The sequence below is a fragment of the Nocardia sp. JCM 34519.1 genome (assembly GCF_020361265.1).
Classification (GTDB): Bacteria; Actinomycetota; Actinomycetes; order Mycobacteriales; family Mycobacteriaceae; genus Nocardia; species Nocardia arthritidis_A.
This window is the reverse complement of the sequence record NZ_JAIRBR010000005.1, coordinates 360,613-384,622: the sequence shown is the minus strand read 5'-3', so window position 1 is coordinate 384,622 and position 24,010 is coordinate 360,613. Positions and strand designations below refer to the sequence as shown.

Here is a 24,010-nt window from a genome sequence, read left to right as displayed (position 1 = left end):
GATTCGTTCACGGTTGGCCCTGCGACTCGGCGCTGAGCAACGGAACCCACATGCGCCGGGCCAGCGCGCCGAAACGGGTGGATTCGCCGGGTTCACCGCTGGGCGCGGGCGTCGCCATCAGGTCTTCCAGGCGGGGCGCCGGACCCCAGACGTAGCGCAGATGACGGTCGGTGTGATCGCCGAACTGTGCCGGACCGTTCGGTCCGCCGTTGAATTCGCGTTCCGCGGCGGCGCACGCCTCCTCGACCGACGCGCCGCGGAAGCGGCGCTCGGCGTAGACGGCGGTGGCGGTGGGCGCGACGGGCAGTGGTTCGGTCAGGCCCGCGTCGCGCAACCGGACCAGCTCGCGCAGCGCGGCCATGGCGGCGGGCACATCCGGCGCGGTGAGTTCGGAACGCCAAGCGGGACGGCCGAATTGGCCGCGGCCGGTGGTCACCGCGCGCCACGGCCGATCCTCGGTGACGGCCAGCGCGAGCAGCGAAACCCACGCCGCGATGCGGTGTTTCGGCGCGAGCCGGGAAAATGTGGTGCGCACCAGCGTTTCCCCGCGCACCTCCGGCACCGTGCCGGTGAGCCTGCGGCCGTCGCCGAGATCGATGGCGATATCGACGGCGCGCGCCTGCCCCGCGTAATCGGCTCGCGCCGCCCGCACCAGCTTGTCGACGGTCTGCTCCACCTCGTCGAGCACCGCGCCGCCGAGGCCGAACGGCGGCAGCGTGCCGCGCCGCCATTCGGCCGCGCGCAGCGCACCGGGCTCCGCGCCGGTGAGCCGAGCGGCCAGCATGCGTTCGCCCAGTTCCCATTTCGCGAGGCCGTCGAGTTCGATGGGCAGCCGGTCGGCGATGTCCTCCTCGTGTTCGGGCACCCGGATGCCGAGCCGCTGCCACAGAAAGGCGCGCACCGGATGTTCGGCGAACGAAATCAGTTCGGCCAGGCCGACATCCGCCGGTGCGGCGGCGGGCAGCGGTTCCGGCAGGAATTCCGGCCGCGGCGCGGGCGCACGCCCGGCCGAGCGCGCGCCCGCGAGTGCGACGGCGTCGAAGCTGAACGGCGCGTCGGCGCGGAAATTGCGACGGTCGAAGGCCTGCAACGGATGCCGGGTGACCACCGCGTCCATACCCGCCGCGCCGACGTGGGCGCGCAGCACATCCAGCAGTTCGGCCACCGGGATTGCGGGCGGGCGGTGCGCTCCGGTGACCGGATCGGCGCCGGTGTGCAGGAGCAGCAACTTCTCCTGGGCCGCCATGATCGCGTCGAGTAGCAGCTGCCGATCCTCGCCGCGTGAATCCCGTTCGCCCAGTAGCGGTTCCCTGGCCAGCACGTCGTCGCCGTCGACGCCGCCGGGGCGCGGGAACACATCGTCGTCGAGGCCGAGCAGCACCACGACCCGGTGCGGCACCGACCGCATCGGCACCATGGTGCACACGGTCAGCTCGCCGGTGCGGAAATTGGCTCTGGTCGGCCGGGCCGCGAGCCGATTGGCAAGCAGCACGGCGACATCCGGCAGCCGCAGCTGCGCGTCACCGGCGTGCTCGGTGGCCGCGGCCAGTTCGCCGCGCGCCTCGGTGCGCACCCAGGCCTGATTGCCGGGTACGTCGGTGAGCAGGTCGAGCGCGCGACCGAGCACCTCGGCCCACTCGTGCGCCGGGCGCGGGCCGCGCAGATCGCGCAGGCAGACCGCGAGCCGGTCGACGAATTCGGCGAAGCGCCCGGCCAGGTCGACGTCGTTGCTGTCGACATCGTCGAGTGGGAGCACGAGATCGAGCCAGTCGTCGGCGGATTCGTCCGCGGTGACCCCGAGCAGGATGCGGTCGACGGCCGTATTGAGGGTGTTCTGCGCGAAATCGGCCAGCCCGAACGCCTGCCGCTGCCGCTGGCCGATCCCCCACCGGGCCCCGGATTCGGCGGCCCACTCGCGCAGCCGCTCGATATCGTCGTCGTCGAATCCGCAACGGCGGCGCACGGTTTCGGCGGCGGCCAGATCGAGCACCTGCGTCACGGTGACGCGACCGTCGGCCAGTTCCAGCAGCGTGGCGATCACCGCCAGCAGCGGATTGGTCACGCCGCGCCCGCGATCGGCGAGCCGGACCCGCAGCAGATGCGCCGGATGCGCCGAATCCTGCTGTGCCGCGGGCTCTCCGGTCATGCGCTGGCCGAAGGCGGCCAGCACCAGCGGTGCGTAGGTCTCCACTTCGGGGCACATGATCAGCACATCGCGGGGTTCCAGCGTCTCATCGGCCGCGAACAGCCCGAGCAGACAGTCGCGCAGCACCTCCACCTGCCGGGCCGGGCCGTGGCAGGAGTGCACCTGAACGCTGCCGTCGCCTCGAATGTCGCGCGGCGGCCAGCGATCGTTGCGAATGCCCTGCTGTAGGGCCGCCAGCAAAGTCTGCGAATCCGGCTGCGGCACAGGGTCATCGTCCGAAGCCAATGCCGCGGCCGGGGACGAAACCGCCTCGGCGCCCGCGGATCGCCCACTGCCGCGATGGTGGATATCGATACCGCGCCCGGCCAACCGCTGCTGTAGTTCACGCACATCCCGCCCCAATCCGGCCAGCAGCGGATGCCGCACCCGGGTGGCCGAGGTATCGGCCGAACGCGTCGCCGCCACGGGCGAATTCGCCAGCTCGGCCCACATCGCCGGGCTCGGATGCGCCAACCACAGGTGCACATCCCGCGCCTCGGCCAGCGCGGAAAACACCGCGAGCTGATCGGCGGGCAGCCGCGTCACACCGAAAAGCGAGATCCGGCAGGGCAATTCCACCGAATCCGGTTCGGCCCGCAGCCGGGCGCATGCCGCGTCGAGGCGTTCCGCGGGGCTCGGCGCACCGATTTCGGCGCGCAGCAGCCGCCACAGCCGCGGCTGCCACCGCAGATCCTCCGGGATCGCACCGCCCGCCCCGTCGGTGTCGGCGCCCGCGGCCCATTCGGTGATCAGGCCGGGCCGCTGTGCCGCATAACTGTCGAAAAGCCCCGCGAGATGAGCCGCCGTCGCATAACGGCGCCCGACCCGATAGTCCTGTCCCGCAACCTCGTTCACGCCGAGATGCCGAGCCAGCACCGCGGCCCACGGCTCGCCGACGCATCCGTCGAGCACCCGGAGCAGCGTCCACACCACCCGCTCCGGCGCCCACGGATCGTCCTGCGGCCGCATCCGGTTCGCCGCCGCGAGCACCTCGGCCACCAATCCGGCGGGCGCCGGAAACGCGATATTCGCCGCGACACCATCGCCGTGGCCGCCCACCCCGAGCACCCCGGACAGCCGCTGAGTGAGCCAGCGCTCCACACCCTTGGCGGGCACCGCGACCACCTCCGCCGCGAACGGATCGGCCAGCGGCACGGACAACAGTTCACCCAGGACGTCGGCGAGGACGTCGGCGCGCTCGGCACGGTGGATGTGCAGCGGCATCTGCGCGCCCTCTCGGTCGGTGGGTAGGCGGTCGGTGGGTCGACGGTCGGTCGACGGCTTCGCGCACGTTTATACGCGCAGCGATCGGTGCGCAACCCACCCACCCCGCTGCGCCGGCAGTGAATTGAGCCACACCCGAACGAATCGCACCGCCGTGTCACCGCGGTCGCGCGCACCGGATGTGCGACAGTGCTGAACCGGGGAGGAACGGGAAAGGCTGCACCGAAAGGCTGGTTTCGCGTTTCATGGATGCGATGGTGATTCCCCTGGTACCGAGAGGCGGATTCACGGTCCGCCGGGTCGGCGATCGCTGGGAGTTGGTCAACTCGCGCCACTACGGCCGCACCGTCGTTCTACATACCTGGCCGAGGGACAGACATGCGGAGGCGTTCGAGCACTGCTATCGGCTCAACGGTCGCACGGTCGAGGAACTGCGCGCCGCATTCCGCTGAATACCAGGTCATGACCCGCGAAAATGCCTGCGGCGCAAGGCGGGCACCGGCGTTAGCACAACGATCGTCCGAGCTCAAGACGTGCGTCCGCGATGCGGATGTGCCATCGTGGTCCCTCGTGCGTTACCCGTTGGTCGCCACCCCTCGCGTGGCCGCATCCGCCTGTGTCCTCGCCGCCGCCGCATTCCTTGCCCCGAGCGTGCCCGCGCTGCTACCCGTCGCCGCCGCGGCGCCCGCGCTCAGCGCGGGCTGCATCGCCGGTTTCGACTGCGATATGAGCGCCCGCATCGCGAAGGTGAATTCCTTCCTGGACGGCAAGGATTCCGTCACCGGCTACGTGGTGCGCGACCGGGTGAGCGGCGGCGTATACGCCAATTCCAATGCGGAGAACCAGATCTGGACCGCGTCCACCATCAAGCTGGCCATCGCCGAGGACCTGCTGAACCGCCAGCGGGTGGGCGCGATCACCCTCTCCCCGGAGGACCGCACCGCGCTGGAGTCGATGCTGGCCACCTCGAACGACAATGCGGCGGACCGGCTTTGGAACAAATACGCCGGCCTGGACCGGATGGCGTTCAACAATGCGTTCCGCGCCAACGGTATGAGCGGCCTCGTCCCGCAACCGACCAACACCGCGCTGTTCCCCGATTGGTCGTTCCAGAAGTGCACCGCCGCCGACCTGGACCGCCTGATGAACAACGTCCTCGATCACATGCATCCCGACGACCGCAACTACCTGCTGGACCGGATGCGCTCGGTGGACAGCAACCAGCACTGGGGCGTTTGGGGCGCGGGCGAGGCGATGCGGCCCGGCCTGAAGAACGGCTGGTCCGACGAGCAGGGCGGCTGGGTGGTCAACTCGGTCGGCTTCGCGGGCCCCGGTGAGCGCTACACGCTGGCCATCATGACATCGATGGGCGATAAGGGCGGCTACACCGAGGGCTCCGATATCGACACCAAGGTCGCGCGGATGCTGTTCGAGGGACGCTAGATTCGGCGCCGCCGCCTCGGAAAACGCTGCTACGCCGTGACTCTGCGCAGGTGTAGCGGCGCGCCGTCGCGCGGGAACGGTATCGAGCTGAATCCCCAAGGCATGCGGTAGCTTTCGGGGATCTCCCATTCGTAGTCGCGCAACATCGCGGCCAGCACGGTCTTCACCTCGAACATGCCGAAATGCATGCCGATGCATTTGTGCGCGCCCGCGCCGAACGGTATCCAGGCCAGCCGGTGCGATTTGTCCTCGCGCCGCGGTTCGGTGAACCGCTCCGGATCGAATACCTCCGGCCGCGTCCACAGCTCGGGCAGCAGATGGTTCACCTGGTACGCCAGATCGATCTGGGTGCCCGCCGGAATGAAGTGCCCCTGAATCTCGGTGTCGCGCACCGCCCTTCGGACCAGGCCGGGCACCGGCGGCATGAGCCGCAGGCTCTCCCTGATCACCAGGTCGAGCTGGGGCAGCCGGTCCAGATCGGCGATGGTGGGCGATTCCACGTCCAGCGCGCGCACCTCGGCGCGCACCCTGCGCTGCCATTGCGGATGTTTGCCGAGGTAGTAGGCGACGGCGGTGGCCGTTGTCGTCGTGGTGTCGTGCGCGGCCATGATCAGGAAGATCATGTGGTTCACCACATCCGCGTCGCCGAACCAGCCGCCGTCCTCGCTGCGCGCGTGGCACAGCCCGGAGAAGAAGTCCGCTGTTTCGGTGCGCCGTTTCTCCGGCAACATGCCGGTGAAGTACTCCTCCAACACCTTTCGCCCGTGCAGCCCGGCGCGCCAGTGCCCGCCCGGCACCGAATGCCGGACGAATGCCAGCCCGGCATGCGTGCAGGCGAGGAAGGCGTCGAGCAGTTCGCGCCGTCTGTCCCCCACATCCACCGCCATGAAGATCTCGGCGGCGATCTCCAGCGTCAGCTCCTTGATGGTCGGGTACAGCCGCACCGTATTCGCGCTGTCCGGCACCCATTTCGCGACGCCCGCGCGCACCACTGGCGTCAGTGCGGCCAGATGCGCCTCCAGCCGTTCCCTGGTGAACGCCTGCTGCATGATCCGCCGATGGAATTTGTGTTCCTCGAATTCCAGCAGCATCAGGCCGCGCCGGAAGAACGGACCGATGAAAAAGTCCCAGCCCTGACCGAAATCGCGGCGGCGATGCCCGAGCACCTCATCGATCGCCTCCGGCCCCGCGACCATCGCCCCGTGCGCACCGAACATGGTGTTCACGGTGACCGGACCGAAGCGGCGGTATCGGTCCATGAGTTCGGCGGGGCCCCAACGCAGATAGTGCAGCGCCCGGCCGAGATACGGCAGCCCGCCGTCGCCGCGCACCCGGGTGCTCTCGCTGCCCGCCGGCGGTGCGGCGAGCGCCGCGGGCCGGTGCGGCACCAGCCGCAGCGCCAGATCGATCAGGTGCTCGCTCGGGATCTCGATCAGCGAGATGTTCTCGGAATCGGTGCGCACGCTGGGGTTTCGGTTGACGACACGATCCCCGGCAACCACGGCAAACCTCCCTGAACGGCCGAAACCTATCGTATGCTCAATTTCACATTTGTTCGGTCACTTGGACGTAGTAAAAGGGCTCGCGCGACCATCGGTAATGAGGCCGACTACGGTTGGGCATGTCAGGAACGTTCGAGGGGTCCCAATCCCCGGTCATCGAGGAGCAGGACGATGAGCAACGAGTCAGCCGACGGCCGCCCGCAGCCCGCGGTGGCCGGACGCACCGGTAAGCACCGCGTCGTGATCATCGGCTCCGGCTTCGGCGGGCTGTTCGGGGCCAAACATCTCAACCACGGCGACGTCGAGGTCACCCTCATCTCCAAGACCTCCACCCACCTCTTCCAGCCGCTGCTGTACCAGGTCGCCACCGGCATCCTGTCCACCGGCGAGATCGCGCCCGCCACCCGGCTGGTGCTGCGAAAACAGAAGAACGCCCAGGTGCTGCTCGGCGAGGTCACCGATATCGATCTGGTCAACAAGACGGTCACCTCGGAGCTGCTCAACCTCGAGACCGTCACCCCGTACGACAGCCTGATCGTCGCCACCGGCGCGCAGCAGTCCTACTTCGGCAACGACCGATTCGCCACCTTCGCCCCCGGCATGAAAACCATCGACGACGCGCTGGAGTTGCGCGCCCGCATCCTCGGCGCGTTCGAGGCCGCCGAACTGGTGACCACCCAGGAGGCGCGCGACCGGCTGCTCACCTTCGTCGTCGTCGGCGCGGGCCCCACCGGCGTCGAATTGGCCGGGCAGATCGCCGAACTCGCGGACCGCACACTGGAGGGCACCTTCCACAACATCGATCCGCGCGACGCCAGGGTCATCCTGGTCGAGGGCGCGGGCGCGGTACTCGGCCCGATGGGTCCGAAGCTCGGCGGCAAGGCGCAGCGGCGGCTGGAGAAGATGGGCGTGGAAATCCAGCTCAACGCGCTGGTCACCGATGTGGACGCGCAGGGCGTCACGGTGAAGGACAGCGACGGCACCATCCGCCGCATCGAGGCGTCCACCAAGGTGTGGTCGGCGGGCGTGCAGGCCAGCCCGCTCGGCAAGATGCTGGCCGAGCGGTCCGACGGCACCGAGGTGGACCGGGCCGGACGGGTCGTGGTGGAACCCGACCTCACCATCAAGGGCCATCCGAACGTCTTCGTGGTCGGCGACCTCATGTCGGTGCCGGGTGTGCCGGGGCAGGCGCAGGGCGCGATCCAGGGCGCCACCTATGCGGCCAAGGCCATCAGGGCCGGACTGAAAGGTCAAGCGCCGCAGGAGCGTAAGCCGTTCAAGTACTTCAACAAGGGCAGTATGGCGACGGTGTCGCGGTTCAGCGCCGTCTGCCAGATCGGCAAGCTGGAATTCGGCGGGTTCATCGCCTGGCTGGCCTGGCTCGCACTGCACCTCTACTACCTGGTCGGCTACCGCAGCCGAATCGTCACGGTGATCCAGTGGTTCGTCACCTTCCTCGGCCGCACCCGCGGGCAAATGGCCGCCACCGAGCAGTGGGTGCTCGCCCGGCTCGCGCTGGAACTGGTCAACGCCAGCGGCCAGGAGGCCGACGAACTCACCGGCGCGCTCGGCGCGCCACCAGCGGATAACGGCCGCGCACCCGGGGCACGCACGTCGGACATGCGCGCGGGTTAGTTCCGAGCCATCCGGGCGACCGCTCTGTGCGAATGCCGAAGGACAGATTGTCGTCTTTCGGACAGAAAGGTCGTTGATGGAAAGTTCTCGGGAGGGTGCACCCTTCTTCGGGCAATATCGGCGCAGGATGGTGGCCCTGGTCGCGGTCGCCGCGCTACCGGCTGCCGCCGCGCTGGCCGGTGCCGGGACCGCGGCGGCGGAGCCCGCCGCCGAATCGCCGTCCCCGTACTCCGCGCCCGCGCCCCAGAACGAGGCGGATCCGTTCGCCCCGTTGCTGATGACGGTGCCGGGAGTGCTGCTCGCGGTTCAGTCGATGATTCCGCAGCCACTGCCCGGAGTGCCGGTGGATCCGCGCATGTACGACTCCGCCGCGGTCGCCGATGCCGCTGAGGGTTCGGTACCCGCAGCCGATTCGGCTCCGGCACAAGGCGGTTCGACACCCGCCGTCGATTCGGTTCCGGCGCAGGACAGTTCGGCGCCCGCGGTCGATTCGGTTCCGGCGCAAGCGGATTCCGGTGCGCCCGTCTTCGTCGGCCGCAACTCGTCATCCGGCGTGCGCGCCATACCGGACGGCAGTGAGCTGGCGCCGGTCGACCCGACCCGGCTGCATATGCCGGATCCGGCCGCGGCCGCGCCGGTGGCGCCCATCGCACCGCCCGCGGGGAAGCTGCGGGCCGGTGACACCCAGGTCGACATCCCGGCATGGCTGCCCCCGGAACAGGCCGCGCAGGCCAACGGGGCCGCCGCCCGGACCGAGGCGGAGCTGGCCAGGACCCTCGACTCGGCCGGATTCGCGCCGAGCCGGTCGGACCGGATCGCCGCGCAGGCGCTCGGCACCGGCGCCGTCGGTGCCGCGGTCGGCGCCGGGGTGGTCAGTCCGCTGACCGTCGTCGCGGCGATGATGGGCGGATTCATCGGCGCCATGGCAGGTACCCCGTTCGCACCCGCGGGCTGGGTGTTCGGTCCGATGGCCGGCGCCACCGCGGCCGCAACGCTGGTCACGGTTCCGGCCATGGCGGTCGGGACCGCGGTCGGTGCGGTGGTCGGCGGGGTCAACGGCTACCTGGCGCCGCCGGTGGGCGGCCCGGCGCAGAGCTAATTCGGCGTGTCGGGGCCGGGCCGGTTCGTGTCGCGAAATCGGTCCGGCCCTTCGGTTTTCGGCAGCGAATTCCGTACTTTGCGCACATCGTGGGCGTTGGCCTGCGGCGCAGTGGGTCAGCAAGATCAATGCCGATCGACAGCTAATCGATGGCAATGTGAAAGGTGTTGCGAGACCCGGAATTAGACCAATCCGCCGGTCCGCCAGGTCCGAATGTGGGTCAGCGAACGCCACTCACTCGGACGAAAGGTGATCTATGGGCACAGGCAAACACAGAGCTCCCAATCCGCAGCGGCAGAAGGTCGGTTCGATGGTCGCCGCGGGTGCGATGCCCCTGATGCTGGCGCTCGTCGGCACCGGAACCGCCAATGCGGCGCCGGCCACCGCACCGACGGTCACCCAGCCGGATCAACAGAAGCCACAGTGGCCCGCCGCGGATGCGCCCAACGTGCACAAGTACGAGGGCCTTACCATCCCGGACAATACGAAGAGCTCGCTCCAGTGGTCCCGCTCCGTACCGGACAAGAGCTATCTCGCGCCGGTAGGGGTGCTGCACGCGCCCGCTCCGGTCGCACCGGTACCGCCGATCGCGCCGCCGCCCGGCAAATTCCGCTTCGGCGACATCCAGGTCGACGCGCCGGACTGGATCAACCAGGAGCAGGCGATCCAGATCAACGACAACGCCGCCGTCACCGAGGCCAACCTGGCGACCTTCCTGGATTCGATCGGCATGGAACGCAGCCGCTCGGACCGGATCGCCGGCCAAACCGTCGGCACCGCCGCCGTCGGCGCGCTGGCCGGAGCCGCCTCCGCGGCGCCGTTCGCGCTGACCTCGGCCGCCGTCGGCGCGGCGCTCGGACTCGTCGTCGGGGTGCCGTTCGTCCCGGTGGGTATCGTCGCGGGTCCGGTGCTCGGCGCGGCCATGGGCGCGGCGGTGATCACCGTCCCCGCGGCGGCGATCGGCGCGGCGGCCGGTGCGGCCGTCGGCGCGGTCAACGCGTTCAACGCGCCGCCGCGAGTAGTGCCCAACGTTTGACGGTTTTCGACGGGGAGGCGGGGTTCCATCGGGGTCCCGCCTCTTCGTTGTAGGTGGTGCCACACCCCGTCTGAAGAGTGCACACCCTGTACAACCAATGTGCGGTTCGAAGACAGGGAGCGACAACGCCACATGCCAACGCACCACGTGCCCACCTGGGGCAATCCGGTCGTCGCAGTGGCGCATCCACCACCCGGCGCACCGATCACTCCCCCAGCACCGCTCCCACCCAAGTAGATAGGCTCCCGCCACCCGCGAGCGGCAACCGGCTCGCCCGCAACCCATCGGTCCAGCTCGCCCGGTCGTCCGGGTAGACCAGTTCGCTCGCCAGCGCTCGCGGCGCCGTCAACGCATCGTCAACCGTTGTGCCGTAACCCAATTCGAGGCGATGACGCAGCAGCGGCAGCTCGCCCACATCGGCGGTCAGCTCACCACGCCAGCTGCCGGAATCCTCCCCCACTCGGCCGATCTGCACCCGCTCCCGCAGCCGCAGCCGCGAATCAAGCGCCAACCGCACCGTGGTCACGGCGCGATGCCGCGCACCGCCCGCGATGATCGTCGGTTCCGGATCGAAATCCAATTCCGCGCCGGTGTCGAGTTCGAAATGCCAGTGCGCCAGCGAATCCGGGGTCGCGGTGCTGGGCAGCGCGATGGTTGCGGCGACCGAGCGCACGGTGAGACGTGCGCCCGCGCCGACGACGATCGCGATATCGAGTTCGTCACCGCCGAGCGGTGTGGCGGCGGTACCGATCAGGTGCACCGTATCCGCGCCGGTGCGGCGGGCCGACAGCCCGCCGCTCGCGTGGATCTGCGGCAGCGCGCCCTTCCGGGCGACAATCCGTAACTCAGTGCGCAACAGCGGATTCCGCGCCACTATCCGCTTCGGCGACGATCCGCAGCTGTTCGCGCACCCAGGCGAGCACCGGCGTGGCGGCCGGGTCCGCGGTGAGCGAGATCAGCGCGGTGGGGCGGCCTTCGCGAACCTTCGCGGCGTCGCGCTCCATCACGCCGAGATCGGCGCCGACGAGCGGGGCGAGATCGGTCTTGTTGACCACCAACAGATCCGAGAAGGTGACGCCGGGGCCGCCCTTGCGCGGCACCTTGTCGCCGCCCGCCACGTCGACGACGAAGATCTGCACGTCGATCAGGCCGGAGGAGAAGGTGGCGGTGAGGTTGTCGCCGCCGGATTCCACCAGGATCAGATCGAGCGGCGGGTTGGCCGCGATCAGGTCGTCGATGGCGTCCAGGTTCGCGGTGATGTCGTCGCGGATGGCGGTGTGCGGGCAGCCGCCGGTCTGCACGGCGGCGATCCGCTCGTCCGGCAGTACGGCGTGGCGGCGCAGGAAGTCGGCGTCCTCGGTGGTGTAGATATCGTTCGTCAGCACGGCGAGGGACAGTTCGTCGCGCAACTGCCTGCACAGCGCGGCCACCAGGGCGGTCTTGCCGGAACCGACCGGGCCACCGATGCCGATGCGCAGCGGCTCCCCCGGCGTGCGCTCGCGCTTGGGGCGATCGTGCGAGTGATCGTGCGGTTCGCCGTCGATCAGATGCGGGGGCATTGGTGAATCTCCTTACTCTCGGTCGACGTGCGGCTCAGCTGGCGAACAGCGGTATGGCGCGGTCCAGGTGACGCTGGGCCAGCACGTCCTGCAGTGGGTCGGATAGGGCGGCCAGGCCGGTGACGGCCGCCGCGGCGGTGCGGTCGCACAGGCCGGTGAGCCGGAAGGTGCATGCGGCGATCGCGGCCGGGTCGAGCGCGAGCAGCCGCTGCGCCGCGGTGGCGGCGCCGGTGAGCGTGGTGTACACCACGATGCCCGCGAGCTCGGCCGGTGTCACCCCGCAGGCCGCGCCGACCGCGCCGAACACCGTCGACAAGTGCGGCCTGGCTCCCAGCTCGGACCAATCCCGTTGGGGCCAAAGCTGTTTCGCTAAGCGAAGCAGTCCGCGACCCTGTGCGCGCGACGCCGTGCGGGCGCCGGGGGACGGCGTGCGCGCATCGGCCTCGGCCTCGGCCCGCGCGGGATCGAGTTCACCCGCGCACACCGCGGCCGCCAGCGACGCCGCCACCAAACCGGAGGTCCCGATGCGCCGCCGCAGATACAGTTCGACGGTCGCGATATCCCGGACCAGCCCCGAGGCCACCGCCTCCTCCACCCCGCCGGAGTGCACGTGCCCACCGATCGGCAGCCGCGAATCCGCCAACGCCAGCAGGGTTGCCAGACTCGTCACACCCGAGGACGGCACTGCGGCCGAGCCGACCGGCGACGGATGAAGACGGCTTTCACGCACCAGCCGATCCTATGCCGACCCATGTTGCGGATATGTTGCGCCGTACCCGACACACACTTTCGGGCAGCCGTCCCCGGCCCCCACGGGCGAGCTCGCTCGAGGCACTGACCCAACGGCGGCCGCCTCACGAAATTCGATCGCCGCCCGCATCGGGATCCGCGCGAGACACGCACCGAAACGACGCGCCGGGCACAGCCCACACCGCATCGCGCTCCTACTGAGCAGCCTCGGCATCGAAGTCGTCGAGCCCGTTCACCCGGGTGTTGTGCGCGGCCCTGATCAACCACGCACCATCGCGTTTCACCATGACCAGCGTGATCAATCCGCCTCGATCCGCTGCGCGATCCGCGCCGGGCAGGCGATGCTCCGGCCAATTCCAGGCCGTGTGGACCAGTGCCACATCCGATGTGATCGCGTCGACGCTGACGATCCGTTGCGAATAGTTCCGCTTCTGTCGAAGGATCGATTCGGGAACGTCCTTGTGGCCCTGGACATTTTCCTGTCGGGTCCGCCACCAGATCCCGCGGTGGGTGATGAAATCCGCGTCGTCGGTGAAGTATTCGCCCCACGCGTCCATCTCGTGCCGGATCCACAGCTCGGTCTGCTCGGTGAGCGCCGATCGGATGCTCAGTTCGTCTTCCGCGTTCATACCTCGATCATGAAACCTCAACATTACTTAATATCAAGGCGGATCATGAACTCGCCGAATCGGATCCGGGCCGTGGCGTCAGCGCCGCGTCGCGCGCTCCATGAAGCGCTGGGCCTGGCCGCGGGTGAGGCCGGACCAGGCCTGGATCGCGCCGGACCACCAGGGTGCGACTTCGCGCGGCCGGGCGACCACTGCGTGACACACCAGATCCGATGCCTCGTCGACGGTCAGGCCCGGCATCCGGCTGAAGTCGGTCGGCGCGCTCATTCTGGTGTGCACCAGCGGCATATAGATGGAACTGGTGGTGACGCCGTCGGCGGCGATTTCGGCGGCGACGCTGCGCAGCCATACGTCGAACGCCGCTTTGGAGGCGCTGTAGGCCGCCCACTTCGGCATGGGCGGCATCAGCACACCCCAGGTGGAGATGTTGACGATATGTCCGCGGCGGCGTTCGCGCATGGCGGGCAGCAGCGTGAGCATCAGGCGCACCGGCCCGAGATAGTTGACGTCGATGGTGCGGGTGAAATCGTGGAAGCGGTCGTAGGATTCGTCGATCGATCGGCGAATCGACTTGCCCGCGTTGTTGATCACCACATCGATGTGGCCGTACTCGTCGAGCAGTTGCCTGGCGAGCCGTTCGACGGCCGCCATATCCGTCATATCGGTCGGGTACACCGCCGCCGTGCCGCCGTCGGCCCGGATCTCGGCGGCGACCGATTCGAGGTCGGCCGCGGTGCGCGCCACCAGCAGCACCGTCGCGCCCGCCGCGGCGAGTTTGCGCGCACTCGCCTTGCCGATACCGTGCGACGCGCCGGTGACCAGCACGATGCGATCGGAAACCGCGGCGCGCAATGCCTTTTCCCGTGGGCGCGAGGTGGGGTAGAGCAGCCGGGTCGCGACCCGCTCGGCGAGCGGCCGACCGTTCGACGTCGGTGTGTCGTTCACGCTTAGACTCTATGCCCCGAGCACCGGTCGCACCTGCGCCTCGGCGGGAAAGATCACCGGATCGGCGCGCGGGGCCGGTTTTCGCTACGCGGGAGGCGCGCAGTGAGGCAGGACGCTTCACGCACCCAGTAGTCCTGCCCCACAGGCGATTCGGCACCGGATATCCGGCGCCGCTACCCAGATCGATTACGCGCTACCCGCCGACGATGCCCCCGCAGTCCGACACCGGCGCCGTGGCATCCGGCCCGAGCGCGCGAAGACGCGCGGCGGCGGACCGTTCTCCAGACGTCGATCGATCCGGTGCCAGCATGACCGAAACGGCTTTGTGCCGGATTGTCATTCGATCAACGCCGGCGCGCTCACCGTTGCGTGCGCGCGGCGAACCAGGTGACCACCGCCATGGCGGCGAGCACCACCGCACCCACCACGATCGCGACATGCATTCCGCTGACGAAGGATTCGCGGGCGGCGTGGATGAGCCCGGTGTCGCCGCGGGCGGCGTCGATGGTCTCGCCGAGCGTCGCGCCGTACGAGCCGCCGGACCGGAAGACAAGCGCCGCAAGCGATCCCAGCAGCGCCAGGCCCAGCGCATTGCCCAGTTCGAAGCTGGTTTCGGAGATGCCGACGGCCGATCCGGCCCGCTCCGGCGGCACCGCGGAGACCGCGACATCCGACACCATGGTGAACGCGAGCCCGTATCCGACGCCTCCGACAACCGATCCGATCAGGTACCACGCCAGCCCGCCGTCCACGCCGACGCCGAGCAGCAGCAGGTTGCCGACGGCCGATGCGCTCAGCGCGAAGACAAAGGTGGCCCGCACCCCGAACCGCTGCCCGACTCGCGCGCCGAACATCGAGCACAGGAATACGACGACGGCTCCCGGAATGCCGAACAGCGCCGCGTGCAATGCGTCGCGCCCGGTCACCGATTGCAGGTAGATGCTGGTGAGGTAGCTCGTCGCGGCCAGCGACATCATGCCGGTCAGGCTGGAACCGATCGCGACGGAGAACTGTGCCCGCCGGAACAGTCGCAGGTCGAGCAGCGGTTCGGCGATATGGGTTTGGCGGCGCACGAACGCGGCGAGCACCACGACGCCGATCACCCCGATGACGATCGCCAACGGGTCGAATCCCTCGGCTGCGGTGTGTTTGATCGCGTACACCACCGGCAGGATGCCGCCGATGGACAGCACGACGCTCGGCAGGTCGAGCGGTCCGCGCACCCCGGACCGATGTTCGGGCAGCACGAACGGCCCGAGCGCGAGCAGGATCAGCAGCACCGGAATATTGATGAGAAATACCGAGCCCCACCAGAATTGGTGCAGCAGCAGGCCGCCGATCACCGGCCCGATCGCCGATCCGCCCGCGAAGAACGCGGTCCACACGCCGATCGCGGCGGCCCGTTCCCGCGCGTTCGGGAACAGGCTGGAGATCAGCGCCAGGCTGGACGGCAGCAGGGTCGCGCCGCCGATCCCCATCAGCGCCCTGGCCCCGATCAGCACCTCCGGATTGGGCGCGAGCGCCGCGACGACGGAGGCGATGCCGAATACGGTGGCGCCGGCGAGCAGGATATTGCGGCGGCCGATCCGGTCGCCCAGGTTGCCCATGGTGATGAGCAGTCCGGCGATGAGGAAGCCGTAGATGTCGAGAATCCACAGCTGTTCGGCGGCGGTGGGGTCGAGATCGGCGGTGAGCGTCGGCAGCGCGAGGAAGAGCACCGAGATATCCATCGAAACCAGCAGCACGGGCAGCAGCAGCACCGCGAGTCCGAACCAGGCCCGGCGCGAGCTCGGCGCGGCGGGCGCCGCGGAACGCACCGTATCCAGGTCAGTCATGCAATCCCTCTCATTGATTCCGTCAAGCCGCGTACGCCGTACGCACAGATCCGGGTACAGTGTACGCACGAAGGCTCCGGAACGAAAGCGAGTCATAGGATGACCGAGTCGAAGCTCACCCGGGCGGCCATCGTCGATACCGCCATCGCCCTCGCCGACACCGAGGGTCTCGACGCGCTGTCGATGCGCCGGATCGCCGACCGGATGAATGTCGGCGCGATGTCGCTCTACCGGCACGTCGCGAACAAGGACGAACTGCTCGCCCTGATGACCGACGAGGTGGCCAGGCAGAATCCGTACCCCTCACCCGACGGCCGGGATTGGACCTGGCGCGACCGGGTCCGCATCGCCGCGGAGATCGATTGGGCGCTCTACCAACAACATCCGTGGGTGCTGCTCACCTTCGCCACCCCGCGCTACAGCTTCGGCCCGCAGAGCCTGGCCTGCCTGGCGTGGCTGGTCGAGGGCTTCCGCGAGCTGAACGTGTCCACCCGCGAGGCCACCACCATGTCGTTCACCGTCTGGAACTACATATCCGGCGCGACGCTGCCGCATATCAGCGCGGCGCTCATGGCACGCAAGGAAATGAATCCGGAGGGCACGAACGGTTTGCGATCGCTGCTGGAAGGAAGATCACAGTATCCCGTTCCGGCGGCGCTGGCCGATCTCGACGGCGCGGGCGTCAGCGATCTGACCCAGGAAGACCTGCTATTTCTCGGGCTGACCGCGCTGTGCGACGGATTCGAGGCCCGCGCCGGTCGGCTGACCCGGGCGAACGGCAGTTGACCTCTACTTAAGTCGAGGTTCAAGGATGGTGACATGCATGCCATCCAGCTACACGCATTCGGCCCGGCCGAGAATCTGCGGTACGACCTCGTGCCCGACCCGCTGCCCGGGCCGGGTCGGGTTCGGATCGCCGTCGCGGCGGCCGGAGTCCACCTCGTCGACACCAAACTCCGGGCCGGGCAGCCGGGGCCGTTCCCGCTGCCCGAGCTGCCGACGATCCCCGGAAGGGAGGTCGCGGGCGCCGTCGACCGGGTCGGTCCGGATGTCGATCCGGCCTGGCTCGGCAAGCGGGTGGTCGCACACCTCGGGGCGGCCCCCGGCGGTTATGCCGAGCTCGCCGTGACGGAAGCCGCACGGCTGCACGAGATTCCGGACGGCATGGCTGCGGCCGATGCCGTCGCGATGATCGGCACCGGGCGCACCGCCCTCGGCATCCTGCAGTTCGCCGAGCTCGGACCCGACAGCGTCGCGATCGTCAGCGCTGCGGCGGGCGGTATCGGCACCCTGCTGGTGCAATACGCGAAGAACGCGGGCGCCTACGTCGTCGGGCTGGCCGGTGGACCCGCGAAAGTCGAACTGGTGCAACGCAATGGCGCGGATATCGCCGCCGATTACACCCGCGCCGACTGGGCCGACACCGTGCGCGTCGCGCTGGGCGACCGCAGGGCAACCGTGCTGTTCGATTCCGTCGGCGGCGAATTCGCCAGGGCCGCAATCGATCTTCTCGGCAAAGGTGGACAGCGCCTGGTCTACGGCTGGTCCGGCAGCGACGAGGAGCCGCTGAAGTTCTCCGAGGCCGAACTGGCCGCCCGCGGCATCACCTCCGAAATGGTGCTCGGCCCCGCGATGCTGCGGCCGGTGGGCGGGGATATCCGGGTGCTGGAGGACCGCGCCATGGCCGAGGCCGCAGCTGGGCGGTTGCGCCCTGCGGTGCAACGGTTCTCACTCGCCGAGGCCGCCGAGGCGCATCGCGCGCTGGAAACCCGCGCGACGGTCGGCAAGGTGGTGCTGGTGCCGTGAACCGTTAATCCGTTGAGCCGACCCGCCCGGCTCCCCTACCGTCATCCGGTATGGGGATGAATACGCTGCTCAACGTCGTCGATGTCGAGGCGACCTGCTGGGACGGCCCAACTCCGCCGGGCGCGGTGGACGAGATCATCGAAATCGGGCTCACCGTGGTCGATCCGGCGGCCGGTATACGAATCGCCAAGCACCGCATCCTGGTTCGGCCCGAACGGTCCACGGTGAGCGAATTCTGCACGGAACTCACCGGACTCACCCAGGCCGAGGTCGATACCGGCATCTCGTTCGCCGAGGCCTGCCGCCTGCTGGCCGACGAATACGACGCGCACGCCCGCCCGTGGGCCAGTTGGGGTGACTACGACCGCAAACAGTTCCTGCGCCAATGCGAGAACACCGGTGTCGCTTACCCGTTCGGCCGCGAGCACACCAACGCGAAGCAGATCTTCGCCGAGGCGTACGGCCTGCGCAGACGCCAGGGTATGGCGGGTGCGCTGCACATCGCCGGACTGCCCCTGGAGGGGCGCCACCACTGCGGCGCGGACGACGCCTGGAACATCGCCGCGCTCGTCCTCGACCCGAAGGTCCGCAATGCCTGGCGCACAACGACTTTCGCCGCGTGACGGTCAGACCGTCGGTTCGCCGTCGACCACCGCGTAGATGAAGCCGTCCCAGCCTTTGCGACCCACCGTCTGCAGCACGGTCGCCGACGCGCCGATATCCGTGCCGAACAGCTCGATCACCTCGCGGCTCGCCTTGATCGCCGTATCGTCCGAATCGGCGTCGGCCACACCGCCATTGCGTACCACATTGTCGACGATGATCACCGAACCGGGCCGGGTCAGCCGCAGCGCCCACTGCACATAATTGCTGTTGTTGACCTTGTCCGCGTCGATGAACACCAGATCGAAGGGTTCCGGCTGCTCCTGCGCCAGCACGGGCAACGTGTCCAGCGCGGCGCCGATCCGGATCTCCACCCGCTCGCCGACACCGGCCCGGTCCAGATTCTCCCTGGCCACCTCGGCATGCTTCTGCTGGTATTCGAGGGTGATCACCTTGCCCTTCTCCCCGACCGCCCTGGCCAGCCAGATCGTGCTGTAGCCGCCGAGCGTGCCGATTTCCAGCACCCGCCGCGCGCCCGCGGTGCGGGCGATCAGCTCGAGGAATTTGCCCTGCGCCTCGGTCACATCGATCGGCGGCAGCCCGGCCTCCGCATTCGCCTGCAGGGCCGATTCCGTTTCCGGATCGGTCACCAGCGCGTGCACCACGTAGTCGTCTACCTCAGCCCATTCGGTTCTGGTCATATCGGCAGTCTGCCACCGGACCCGCGCCGTGCCGTTTTGAATTCCGTCACAGGCCGAGACCACCTGCGGCTCTTGCGGAATCGGGAGCCGTCCCGAGCCACAGGCATGAAACCGCCCCCGGCCCTTGCGGATCGGGGGCGGTTGAACCAACTACTGCTGGTAGCCGCTCGGCGGCTGCCACGGACGTCCGTGCGGATCCTCCGGGCGGTAGGCCGGGGGCGGGGGCGGCTGATAGGCCTCCGGCTGCTGGGTGGGCGGCTGCGGCGGCGTGGCGTTCGGGACCTGCGGCACCTGCGGCACCAACCCCTCCACCGGCACCCGCGCACTGGCCTCGGCCGCGCGCACCGCCCGCTCGATATTCGGATCCGACGAGGTGTCGAACCAATCCGCCACCTCCGAATCGTCCTCCGCCGCTTTGCTTTCCGCGCCGTCGGCGGCCGGCGGCTCGTACCGGAAGACGCCGTCCTCGCCCTGCGTGCCGAAACTCTTCGCGAAACCCTCCAGCGCCTTGCCGAAATCGCTCGGCACCAGCCACACCTTGTTCGCGTCGCCCTTGGCGACCAGCGGCAGGGTCTGCATGTATTGGTAGGCAAGCAGTTCCGGCGTCGGCTTACCGGATTTGATTGCCGCGAAGACCTTTTCGATGGCCTTCGCCTGGCCCTGCGCCTGCAGGTAGGCGGCGGCCCGCTCACCCTGTGCGCGCAGGATCCGGCTCTGCCGTTCACCTTCCGCGGACAGGATGGCCGCCTGCTTGGAACCCTCGGCGGACAGGATCTGCGCCTGCTTGGCGCCCTCGGCCGTCTTGATCTGCGATTCGCGGGTACCTTCCGCGGTGAGGATCATGGCCCGCTTCTCGCGGTCGGCCTTCATCTGCTTTTCCATCGACTCCTGGATCGACGGCGGCGGATCGATGCTCTTCAGCTCGACGCGCGCCACCCGCAGCCCCCAGCGGCCGGTGGCCTCGTCGAGTACGCCGCGCAACTGGCCGTTGATCTGATCGCGGGAGGTCAGCGTCTGCTCCAGGGTCATGCCGCCGACCACGTTGCGCAGCGTCGTCACCGTGAGCTGCTCGACCGCGGCGATGTAGTTGCTGATCTCGTACACCGCCGCCTGCGGGCTGGTGACCTGGAAGTACACCACGGTGTCGATGTGCAGGGTCAGGTTGTCCTCGGTGATCACCGGCTGCGGCGGGAACGACACCACCCGTTCGCGCAGGTCCACCTTGGCCCGCACCCGATCCGCGAAGGGCACCAGAAATGTCAACTGGCCGGACACGGTCCGCGAATACCGGCCGAGCCGCTCGATGACCGCCGCTTCCGCCTGCGGAACCAGGGCGATCGATTTGAACACCACCACCACGACCAATAGGACGAGGACGGCGGCAACGATCAATACAGCCATTACGGCCCCTTCCAGACGACGGCGGTCGCGCCGTCGATCTTCATGACGTACACCGTTTCACCCTCCGGATACTCCTCCGTCGGATCGAGCGGCCGGGCGGTCCACACCTCACCGCCCAGCTTGATCCGGCCGCTGTGCTCGGCGACCCGTTCGAGCACCAGCCCCGATTTGCCGGTCAGCGCCGCGACGTTGGTGGCGACCGGTGGCGGAGTTGCGAAGCGCCGCAACAGAACCGGCCGCACCACGAACAACAGCAGCAGCGAGGCCACCGCGAAGATCACCGCATCGGCCACCACCGGCGTGCCGGCGCCGAATCCGATACCGGCGGTTATGAGCGCGCCGCCACCGAGCATGAGCAAGGTGAAATCACCGGTGAGCATCTCCGCTGCCGCGAGCAGAGCTCCCGCGACCAGGAAAAAGATTGCGGCCACGAAAACCACTCTAGTGCGACGGCCCCGTTCCGGGGCGCTACAGACACGGTTGCTTGTCCGCCTCTCCGGTATTTTCGCCGATCGTTACCGCCTCGGTATTTTCCGACCGGGCCGGCGGACGAGTGCGGGTCGACTTCTGGGCGTACCCGGCGAGTTACCCATGTCCGCATGAAATCTGTAGTCGCCGTTCGTAAGACCGACATCCCGGGAAGCCCTGTTAAGTTCGACCCGTGAGTTCCCGTGACAGGTACGGCGATATCTTCTCCGGCCACCCACGCAAACAGCGCCGCGCGGTGCCGACGGTGGCGGCGGAGCGGGATCTGGTCGTCGAGGACGCGGCGACCGGATTCTGCGGCGCCGTAGTCGGTTTCGAACGCAGCTACGACGGTGAGTTCGTGAAATTGGAGGACGCGCGCGGCGCGGTGCGGCTGTTCGCGCTGCGCGAGGCGGCCTTCCTGATCGACGGCGAACCGGTCACCCTGGTGCGGCCTACCGCGCGACAACCCGAGCAACCCGCCCGTTCCGCCTCGGGCTCCACCCGGGTCGAGGGCCTGCGGGCCAAGGTCGCCAAGGCCAGCCGCATCTGGGTGGAGGGCGTGCACGACGCGGCGTTGGTCGAGCGGGTGTGGGGCCATGACCTGCGGGTCGAGGGCGTCGTGGTGGAACATCTGGAGGGTTTGGACAATCTGGCCGAGCGGCTCACCGAATTCGGCCCCGGCCCCGGCCGCCGGGTCGGCGTGCTGGTCGATCACCTGGTCACCGGGTCGAAGGAGACCAGGCTCAGCACCGGACTCGGCCCGCACGTGCTGGTCACCGGGCATCCGTACATCGATGTGTGGCAGGCGGTGCGGCCGTCCGCCGTCGGCATCGCGGCGTGGCCGGACATCCCGCGCGGCGAGGACTGGAAGACCGGGGTGTGCCGCAGGCTCGGCTGGGGCACACCGCAGGACGGGTGGCGGCGTGTGTACGACGCCGTCGAATCGTTCCGCGACCTGGAAACCCCGCTCATCGGCGCGGTGGAACGACTCATCGATTTCGTCACCGAAACCGAGTGATTCCGGACGGCCCGACAAGATGCCGGAGCTCCACACCAGCCTCTATGCTCGGTAATTATGTGTTCTCCCAGTGCCACGCTGACCGTGTGGGCCGGTTCCTGGCTGGCCGGCTCCAGCGCGCCCGATGACGTGCTGGAGGCCCTGCACGCATGGGCGCCCAAGCACACCATCGCGGCGGGCGACCCGGTCACCGGCGGCCGCACCGACCTGCCATGGTCGTCCCGCGGCAACCTGCCTGGCACCGGAGTCATGGCCCTGCTCAAGGTGATTCGCGAAACGATGACCGAACCGGGCGCGCTGCTGCGGTTGGTGCTGCCGGTGCCGGGCGATGTGCGCGGCCTGCCGGCGGGCACCGCATTCGCCGCCGATGCGATCGACGCCGGTGAGGGGCTGTTGATCGGTGTGCCCGGCACGGAAGGCACCGGGCTCATCCCGCAGTGGGCCGATGAGGACACCCTGCAGTGGACCGTCTACAGCACGCCCATTCCGCCCGCGCCCGGCCCCGATATGTCGCTGGGTGAGGCGGAATACGCGATGCGCGAGGCGGTGCGCGACGCCGCCGACGCGCTGATGCAGCTGCACACCACCTCCGTCGGCAGCTCCGACACCGACCCGCGCGAACTCATCGAGGCCGAGCTCGCCGACTACGCCCGGCACGACTACCCGGATTCGATTCCGTTGCGCGCCAGGCGGATTCTGGACACCGCCGATCATGTCGCGGCCATTCTCACGGTGGCCCAGCGCGAACCGGCCTCCGCGCCCACCTCGGCGAGCGCCATCCTCACGCAGGAGACGCTGCTGCGCCCGCTGTGGGACGCGATCCGCGCGGCGCGGCTGGCCGCGGTGCACGCCCCGGCCCGCGGCCGGGCCTGACGGCTCCGAAAGAACAAGCCCGGCAAGAACATTCGCCGACCGTACGGTTCGTCGATGCCTACCTGCCCGGAATACCAAGTGCGCCGTGCGAATTCGCGTGCGAGCCGAGCCGGGAACCCTAAACTGTTCCACCATGATCAACCGTCGCCGGATCGCCGCCGCGTTCGCGACCGCACTGCTCGGATTCGCAGGTTTCACCACACCCGCCGCGGCGGTGATCGGCGGCGCGCCCGTCGATGTCGCGTCCTATCCGTGGCTGGCCGCCATCGGATCGCCGCTGTTCGTCACGCGCGCGGACGGTCAGTTCTGCGAGGGCGTGCTCATCGCGCCGGACCGGCTGCTCACCGCGGCGCACTGCGCCGTCATCGCGCAATTCGCGCCCATCCCACCGGCCATCACCTTCGGCCGCACCGACCTGGCTGCGGTGGGCGGAGATAACGTGCGCGTCAAGGAGATTCGGGTGGATCCCGATTTCCGTGTCTCACTCGTCGACGGCGATCTCGCCTTCCAGAACGATCTGGCCATCCTCATCCTGGACCGGCCACTGCCCGGCCCGATCGCGGAAATCGGTGCGCCACACGGTGATTCGGGTGCGGTCGTCGGCTGGGGCGCGACGGCGCCGGACGATTGGTCGAATACCGCCCTGCACACCGCGACGGTCCCGATCGTGCCGGATGACCGGTGCGGCACCGCATATGGACCCACCTACGATCCGGCGACCATGCTGTGCGCCGGATCCGACGCCACCGACACCGGCCAATTCGACAGCGGCGGACCACTTCTCGTCGACGGCCGGGTGGTCGCCATCCTCTCGTGGGGTAAGAGCGGCGACCATCCCGGCGTCTACATGCGGATTCCGGCGCTCAACTTCTGATCAGCTGATGAACGGGATATATCCCGGATAGACGAAGTGGCTCGGACCGCCACCCGGCTGGCCCCAACCGGCAATCGCGTTGAACGGCAACTTCTTCAGCTCATGCGGGTTGCCGTCCTGATCGGCCTGCCAGCACTGCATCGTCACCCCGTGGAAGCTGGTGCACACGATCCGGGTGCTGGTGCCGAACGGCGAGGTCAGCCGGTAGCTTCCGTCGAACGGATTCCAATATCCCGGATCGGACGGCGTCAGGAAGTTCTTGGTCTCGAAGACCGAGACCGGACTGTTCGGCTGCTGCACCGGCCAGTCGTCCGCGGCGGCGTTGCCCGCACCGGCGATCAGCGCGGTACCGGCCGCGGCCGCGGCCGCCATGGCGAGGGTGACGCGTCGGGAAGTGGTTTTCATTCGTGCCCCATCCTTCGGT

Annotated in this window: 23 protein-coding genes; 11 read left to right on the top strand and 12 right to left on the bottom strand. The window is 68.9% G+C overall.

All coding sequences use genetic code 11. From position 1 onward, the window contains the following. Window positions 1–7 precede the first annotated feature (7 nt). Window positions 8–3,409 carry an exodeoxyribonuclease V subunit gamma gene (recC, locus tag LGY53_RS16425; protein ID WP_225727532.1) on the bottom strand — a complete coding sequence of 1,134 codons (3,402 nt, stop codon included), beginning with the start codon at window positions 3,407–3,409 and terminating at the stop codon, window positions 8–10. Window positions 3,410–3,663: 254 nt separating this feature from the next. Between recC and LGY53_RS16420 the strand changes: the two genes are divergently transcribed. Next, window positions 3,664–3,861 (top strand): hypothetical protein, encoded by a 198-nt coding sequence (locus tag LGY53_RS16420; protein ID WP_225727531.1) that lies wholly within the window; start codon window positions 3,664–3,666, stop codon window positions 3,859–3,861. A gap of 118 nt (window positions 3,862–3,979) precedes the next feature. After that, the gene (locus LGY53_RS16415) at window positions 3,980–4,852 is read left to right on the top strand and encodes a tat pathway signal sequence (RefSeq protein WP_225727530.1); all 873 of its coding nucleotides are present in this window, start codon (window positions 3,980–3,982) and stop codon (window positions 4,850–4,852) included. 29 nt (window positions 4,853–4,881) lie between these two features. Here LGY53_RS16415 and LGY53_RS16410 read toward each other — a convergent pair whose 3' ends face one another. Further along, window positions 4,882–6,354, bottom strand: coding sequence for a cytochrome P450 (locus tag LGY53_RS16410; protein ID WP_225727529.1), 1,473 nt, complete (start codon window positions 6,352–6,354; stop codon window positions 4,882–4,884). 171 nt (window positions 6,355–6,525) lie between these two features. Here LGY53_RS16410 and LGY53_RS16405 point away from each other — a divergent pair, with 171 nt between their 5' ends. The 3 genes from LGY53_RS16405 to LGY53_RS16395 all read left to right on the top strand — a co-directional run bounded on the left by LGY53_RS16405 (window position 6,526) and on the right by LGY53_RS16395 (window position 10,124). Then, complete coding sequence (locus LGY53_RS16405; RefSeq protein ID WP_225727528.1) at window positions 6,526–7,989, top strand: NAD(P)/FAD-dependent oxidoreductase; 1,464 nt, start codon at window positions 6,526–6,528, stop codon at window positions 7,987–7,989. 76 nt (window positions 7,990–8,065) lie between these two features. After that, a complete protein-coding gene (locus LGY53_RS16400; RefSeq protein WP_225727527.1) occupies window positions 8,066–9,088 on the top strand; it encodes a hypothetical protein in 1,023 nt (340 codons plus the stop codon). Window positions 9,089–9,344: 256 nt separating this feature from the next. Next, the gene (locus LGY53_RS16395; RefSeq protein ID WP_225727526.1) at window positions 9,345–10,124 is read left to right on the top strand and encodes a hypothetical protein; all 780 of its coding nucleotides are present in this window, start codon (window positions 9,345–9,347) and stop codon (window positions 10,122–10,124) included. 205 nt (window positions 10,125–10,329) lie between these two features. On the opposite strand, the gene LGY53_RS16390 is transcribed toward LGY53_RS16395, so the two are convergent. The 6 genes from LGY53_RS16390 to LGY53_RS16365 form a co-directional block, all read right to left on the bottom strand. Continuing rightward, window positions 10,330–10,980, bottom strand: coding sequence for an urease accessory protein UreD (locus LGY53_RS16390; protein ID WP_225727525.1), 651 nt, complete (start codon window positions 10,978–10,980; stop codon window positions 10,330–10,332). Further along, entirely contained in the window at window positions 10,970–11,683 is a 714-nt protein-coding gene (gene ureG, locus LGY53_RS16385) for an urease accessory protein UreG (RefSeq protein WP_225727524.1), read from the bottom strand. The genes LGY53_RS16390 and ureG overlap by 11 nt, the downstream gene beginning before the upstream one ends. A gap of 34 nt (window positions 11,684–11,717) precedes the next feature. Next, on the bottom strand, window positions 11,718–12,353 hold the full coding sequence (locus LGY53_RS16380) for an urease accessory protein UreF (RefSeq protein ID WP_225727636.1): 636 nt from the start codon (window positions 12,351–12,353) through the stop codon (window positions 11,718–11,720). Between the two features lie 274 nt (window positions 12,354–12,627). After that, window positions 12,628–13,062, bottom strand: a complete 435-nt coding sequence (locus LGY53_RS16375) for an SgcJ/EcaC family oxidoreductase (protein ID WP_225727523.1) — start codon at window positions 13,060–13,062, stop codon at window positions 12,628–12,630. Between the two features lie 78 nt (window positions 13,063–13,140). Beyond that, a complete protein-coding gene (locus LGY53_RS16370; RefSeq protein WP_225727522.1) occupies window positions 13,141–14,007 on the bottom strand; it encodes an SDR family NAD(P)-dependent oxidoreductase in 867 nt (288 codons plus the stop codon). 359 nt (window positions 14,008–14,366) lie between these two features. After that, on the bottom strand, window positions 14,367–15,842 hold the full coding sequence (locus tag LGY53_RS16365) for an MFS transporter (protein WP_225727521.1): 1,476 nt from the start codon (window positions 15,840–15,842) through the stop codon (window positions 14,367–14,369). Between the two features lie 99 nt (window positions 15,843–15,941). On the opposite strand from LGY53_RS16365, the gene LGY53_RS16360 reads away from it, so the two are divergent. Genes LGY53_RS16360 through LGY53_RS16350 form a run of 3 tightly spaced genes read left to right on the top strand, consistent with a single transcriptional unit; the run spans window position 15,942 to window position 18,271 of the window. Then, a complete protein-coding gene (locus LGY53_RS16360) occupies window positions 15,942–16,628 on the top strand; it encodes a TetR/AcrR family transcriptional regulator (protein WP_225727520.1) in 687 nt (228 codons plus the stop codon). 33 nt (window positions 16,629–16,661) lie between these two features. Then, window positions 16,662–17,648: a zinc-binding dehydrogenase gene (locus tag LGY53_RS16355; protein ID WP_225727519.1), complete on the top strand. Its 987-nt coding sequence runs from the start codon at window positions 16,662–16,664 to the stop codon at window positions 17,646–17,648. 50 nt (window positions 17,649–17,698) lie between these two features. After that, window positions 17,699–18,271: a 3'-5' exonuclease gene (locus LGY53_RS16350; protein WP_225727518.1), complete on the top strand. Its 573-nt coding sequence runs from the start codon at window positions 17,699–17,701 to the stop codon at window positions 18,269–18,271. 3 nt (window positions 18,272–18,274) lie between these two features. Here LGY53_RS16350 and LGY53_RS16345 read toward each other — a convergent pair whose 3' ends face one another. From LGY53_RS16345 to LGY53_RS16335, 3 genes are all read right to left on the bottom strand, one after another. Continuing rightward, on the bottom strand, window positions 18,275–18,952 hold the full coding sequence (locus LGY53_RS16345; RefSeq protein WP_225727517.1) for an O-methyltransferase: 678 nt from the start codon (window positions 18,950–18,952) through the stop codon (window positions 18,275–18,277). Window positions 18,953–19,102: 150 nt separating this feature from the next. Next, window positions 19,103–20,353, bottom strand: coding sequence for an SPFH domain-containing protein (locus LGY53_RS16340; protein ID WP_225727516.1), 1,251 nt, complete (start codon window positions 20,351–20,353; stop codon window positions 19,103–19,105). Continuing rightward, window positions 20,353–20,784, bottom strand: coding sequence for an NfeD family protein (locus LGY53_RS16335; protein ID WP_167475860.1), 432 nt, complete (start codon window positions 20,782–20,784; stop codon window positions 20,353–20,355). The genes LGY53_RS16340 and LGY53_RS16335 overlap by 1 nt, the downstream gene beginning before the upstream one ends. 230 nt (window positions 20,785–21,014) lie before the next feature. Between LGY53_RS16335 and LGY53_RS16330 the strand changes: the two genes are divergently transcribed. The 3 genes from LGY53_RS16330 to LGY53_RS16320 all read left to right on the top strand — a co-directional run bounded on the left by LGY53_RS16330 (window position 21,015) and on the right by LGY53_RS16320 (window position 23,586). Further along, window positions 21,015–21,839, top strand: a complete 825-nt coding sequence (locus LGY53_RS16330; protein WP_225727515.1) for a DUF3097 domain-containing protein — start codon at window positions 21,015–21,017, stop codon at window positions 21,837–21,839. Window positions 21,840–21,896: 57 nt separating this feature from the next. Next, the gene (locus LGY53_RS16325; RefSeq protein ID WP_225727514.1) at window positions 21,897–22,712 is read left to right on the top strand and encodes a hypothetical protein; all 816 of its coding nucleotides are present in this window, start codon (window positions 21,897–21,899) and stop codon (window positions 22,710–22,712) included. A 133-nt stretch (window positions 22,713–22,845) separates the two neighbouring features. Then, complete coding sequence (locus LGY53_RS16320) at window positions 22,846–23,586, top strand: trypsin-like serine protease (protein ID WP_225727513.1); 741 nt, start codon at window positions 22,846–22,848, stop codon at window positions 23,584–23,586. Here the strand turns inward: LGY53_RS16320 and LGY53_RS16315 are convergent, their stop codons facing one another. Beyond that, window positions 23,587–23,991, bottom strand: coding sequence for a hypothetical protein (locus LGY53_RS16315; protein ID WP_225727512.1), 405 nt, complete (start codon window positions 23,989–23,991; stop codon window positions 23,587–23,589). It abuts the gene before it with no gap. Window positions 23,992–24,010 lie beyond the last annotated feature (19 nt).

What these genes read in the sequence shown, in the direction of transcription:
- LGY53_RS16325 (WP_225727514.1), top strand. Translation starts at nt 21,897, where the DNA reads ATGTGTTCTCCCAGTGCCACGCTGACCGTGTGGGCCGGTTCCTGGCTG.
- LGY53_RS16365 (WP_225727521.1), bottom strand. Translation starts at nt 15,842, where the DNA reads ATGACTGACCTGGATACGGTGCGTTCCGCGGCGCCCGCCGCGCCGAGC.
- LGY53_RS16375 (WP_225727523.1), bottom strand. Translation starts at nt 13,062, where the DNA reads ATGAACGCGGAAGACGAACTGAGCATCCGATCGGCGCTCACCGAGCAG.
- LGY53_RS16350 (WP_225727518.1), top strand. Translation starts at nt 17,699, where the DNA reads ATGGGGATGAATACGCTGCTCAACGTCGTCGATGTCGAGGCGACCTGC.
- LGY53_RS16355 (WP_225727519.1), top strand. Translation starts at nt 16,662, where the DNA reads ATGCATGCCATCCAGCTACACGCATTCGGCCCGGCCGAGAATCTGCGG.
- LGY53_RS16315 (WP_225727512.1), bottom strand. Translation starts at nt 23,991, where the DNA reads ATGAAAACCACTTCCCGACGCGTCACCCTCGCCATGGCGGCCGCGGCC.
- LGY53_RS16420 (WP_225727531.1), top strand. Translation starts at nt 3,664, where the DNA reads ATGGTGATTCCCCTGGTACCGAGAGGCGGATTCACGGTCCGCCGGGTC.
- ureG (WP_225727524.1), bottom strand. Translation starts at nt 11,683, where the DNA reads ATGCCCCCGCATCTGATCGACGGCGAACCGCACGATCACTCGCACGAT.
- LGY53_RS16360 (WP_225727520.1), top strand. Translation starts at nt 15,942, where the DNA reads ATGACCGAGTCGAAGCTCACCCGGGCGGCCATCGTCGATACCGCCATC.
- recC (WP_225727532.1), bottom strand. Translation starts at nt 3,409, where the DNA reads ATGCCGCTGCACATCCACCGTGCCGAGCGCGCCGACGTCCTCGCCGAC.
- LGY53_RS16345 (WP_225727517.1), bottom strand. Translation starts at nt 18,952, where the DNA reads ATGACCAGAACCGAATGGGCTGAGGTAGACGACTACGTGGTGCACGCG.
- LGY53_RS16405 (WP_225727528.1), top strand. Translation starts at nt 6,526, where the DNA reads ATGAGCAACGAGTCAGCCGACGGCCGCCCGCAGCCCGCGGTGGCCGGA.
- LGY53_RS16340 (WP_225727516.1), bottom strand. Translation starts at nt 20,353, where the DNA reads ATGGCTGTATTGATCGTTGCCGCCGTCCTCGTCCTATTGGTCGTGGTG.
- LGY53_RS16395 (WP_225727526.1), top strand. Translation starts at nt 9,345, where the DNA reads ATGGGCACAGGCAAACACAGAGCTCCCAATCCGCAGCGGCAGAAGGTC.
- LGY53_RS16400 (WP_225727527.1), top strand. Translation starts at nt 8,066, where the DNA reads ATGGAAAGTTCTCGGGAGGGTGCACCCTTCTTCGGGCAATATCGGCGC.
- LGY53_RS16320 (WP_225727513.1), top strand. Translation starts at nt 22,846, where the DNA reads ATGATCAACCGTCGCCGGATCGCCGCCGCGTTCGCGACCGCACTGCTC.